Raw genomic sequence first — 2,401 nt, 5'->3', positions numbered from 1 at the left:
ACCCCCACCGTTCCCCCATGACCACCGTCCGCGTCCTCACCGGCATCAAACCCTCCGGCACCCCGCACCTGGGCAACTACGTCGGCGCCATCCGCCCCACGGTGCGCGCCAGCCGCGAGCCGGGCATCGACAGCTACCTGTTCCTCGCCGACTACCACGCCCTCATCTCCACCCACGACCCGGCGCGCGTGCAGCGCTCCACGCTGGAAATCGCCGCCACCTGGATCGCCTGCGGACTGGACCCCGAGCGCGTCACCTTCTACCGCCAGTCCGACATCCCCGAAATCCCGGAGCTGACCTGGCTGCTGGCGTGCGTCTGCGGCAAGGGGCTGCTCAACCGCGCCCACGCCTACAAGGCGGCGGTGGACAAAAACACCGCCGACGGGCGCGACGCCGACGACGGCGTCACCATGGGCCTGTTCATGTACCCCGTGCTGATGGCGGCCGACATCCTCATGTTCAATGCGCACCGCGTGCCCGTGGGCCGCGACCAGATCCAGCACATCGAAATGGCGCGCGATCTGGCGTCCAGCTTCAACCACCACTACGGCGAGCATTTCACGCTGCCGGAGGCCGTGATCGACGAACAGGTGGCCACCCTGCCCGGCCTGGACGGCCGCAAGATGAGCAAGAGCTACGACAACGTCATCCCGCTGTTCGCCCCGCGCGAGCAGCTGCGGCGGCTCATCATGGGCATCGTCACCGACTCCCGCGCGCCGGGCGAACCCAAAGACACCGAGGGCTCGGCGCTGTTCCAGATCTACCAGGCCTTCGCCACGGCCGAGGAAACCGCCACCCTGGCGCGCGACTTTGCCGCCGGCATCGCCTGGGCCGAGGCCAAAGAGCGGCTGTTCGAGCGCATCGACCGCGAAATCGCACCCATGCGCGCGACCTACGACGACCTGATGGCGCACCCGCAGCGGGTGGAGGCCCTGCTGCGCGCGGGCGCGGCCAAGGCGCGCGTGCAGGCCACGCCGTTCACCGCACGGCTGCGCGCCGCCGTCGGTCTGCGGCCCCTGGACGACCTGGCCCTGCCCCCCGCCGCCGAGGCAACCGGCACCAAGGTCGCACCGCCGGTTTTCAAGCAGTACCGCGAAAGCGACGGCCGCTTCTATTTCAAGCTGACCGACGCCAAGGGCCATGTGCTTCTGCAAAGCGCGGGGTTCGACACGCCCAAGGCCGCGGGACAGGCCGTCGCCCGCCTCAAGACCGAGGGCTGGAGCGCCTGTCCAGACCTGCATGCACTCATCGAGGCGTCCGCCCCGGCCGAGCGCATCGATGCTGCCCTGGCCCTGTTGCGTGAAGCCTGAACGCGGGTCGGCCGCCTCCGCAGGTCTGCTACAATAGTTGGCTTGTCGACCGCGGAGAGATGGCAGAGTGGTCGAATGCGCCGGACTCGAAATCCGGTATACGGGTATCCCCCGTATCGAGGGTTCGAATCCCTCTCTCTCCGCCAATTTTGCCAGTTTTACTGGCCTTCCCGCAGGGTTTTGACGGCACACCCGCCTAAAAACCCGCCTTTCCCGAAGTGATGGGATGCGATGAGGTAAGGCCCTGTGAGACGATGAAAAAGGCCGCCCCGAAATGGCGGCCTTTTTGCTTCAGCCCGACCAAACCGAGGCCGTTATCGCGCGCTTTGAGACCTTCCTTCAGTTGCCGCGTCTCGGACTATATGGGCGGTTTCAATCCACACCCGGCTCAAACGCCGGGTGATGCGCGCAGGCCAGTCGTACCATCCGGCTGGGTAAAGCGAAAGAGGCGACCCTTGCCAGCTATCGCCTCGACGCTGGCCTGGTGATCAACCAGCACCGGCAGCTCCTCGCCGTCGGCGTTTTTGAGGCTCTCCAGGTCGATCACCACGTCGCCGTGCCAGCCGCAGGCCGGGACAACGCCGCCGGAGTAGGCCACGCCCTCGAAGCGCAGCGCGCCGCCGTCGGCCCTCTCAGCGGGCTTGACGGCAAACGTCAGGGTGTGAAGTCTGGACGCGTCCATGCCAGCGATGGTGGCGGGCGGATGGGCTGCGGTCAGGATGAACGGGTTCGTCAAACGAGCGGTTTGACAAGCCCCTGTCATTTGGTGAGAATGGAAAAGTAACGCTTTGCTTTTATGTGCGGGACGCGCATTCGAATGGTGAAGCGGGGCCAGGGGAACCCGTCAACCTGGTCACACCTCAAGAAACCGCACAAACGCCGCTTGCTTCATCAGCCAGCGGCGTTTGTCTTTCAGATACTCGGACGACTTGTCGTCGGCAACGAACGCTGTGACGCCTTCAGACCAGTGTCCGCGGCCATCACGCCTGAACACGACGATGGCTTCGATGATCGCGCTGCCACGGGCGAACCTGCCTAGCTGTCGCATCCCGGATGATCACATAATACCCAGCCGCCGTGGATACCTGCTG

The 2,401-nt window shown here is 65.7% G+C and carries 3 protein-coding genes and 1 tRNA gene; 2 read left to right on the top strand and 2 right to left on the bottom strand.

What is annotated here, in order from left to right:
* The first annotated feature begins 17 nt into the window (after positions 1-17).
* Together V7026_RS11365 and V7026_RS11360 are read left to right on the top strand one after the other, a co-directional pair.
* Positions 18-1,310 carry a tryptophan--tRNA ligase gene (locus tag V7026_RS11365; protein ID WP_334155486.1) on the top strand — a complete coding sequence of 431 codons (1,293 nt, stop codon included), beginning with the start codon at positions 18-20 and terminating at the stop codon, positions 1,308-1,310.
* A gap of 53 nt (positions 1,311-1,363) precedes the next feature.
* Positions 1,364-1,456 (top strand) — tRNA-Ser (locus V7026_RS11360).
* A gap of 242 nt (positions 1,457-1,698) precedes the next feature.
* Here the strand turns inward: V7026_RS11360 and V7026_RS11355 are convergent.
* Complete coding sequence (locus V7026_RS11355) at positions 1,699-2,046, bottom strand: hypothetical protein (protein ID WP_334155485.1); 348 nt, start codon at positions 2,044-2,046, stop codon at positions 1,699-1,701.
* Positions 2,047-2,163: 117 nt separating this feature from the next.
* Positions 2,164-2,358, bottom strand: a complete 195-nt coding sequence (locus tag V7026_RS11350; protein ID WP_334155484.1) for a hypothetical protein — start codon at positions 2,356-2,358, stop codon at positions 2,164-2,166.
* Between the last annotated feature and the right edge of the window lie 43 nt (positions 2,359-2,401).

Origin of the sequence: Tepidimonas sp., assembly GCF_036825565.1 — a bacterium.
Lineage (GTDB): Bacteria > Pseudomonadota > Gammaproteobacteria > Burkholderiales > Burkholderiaceae_C > Tepidimonas.
This window is presented reverse-complemented; position numbering and strand designations above follow the sequence as displayed.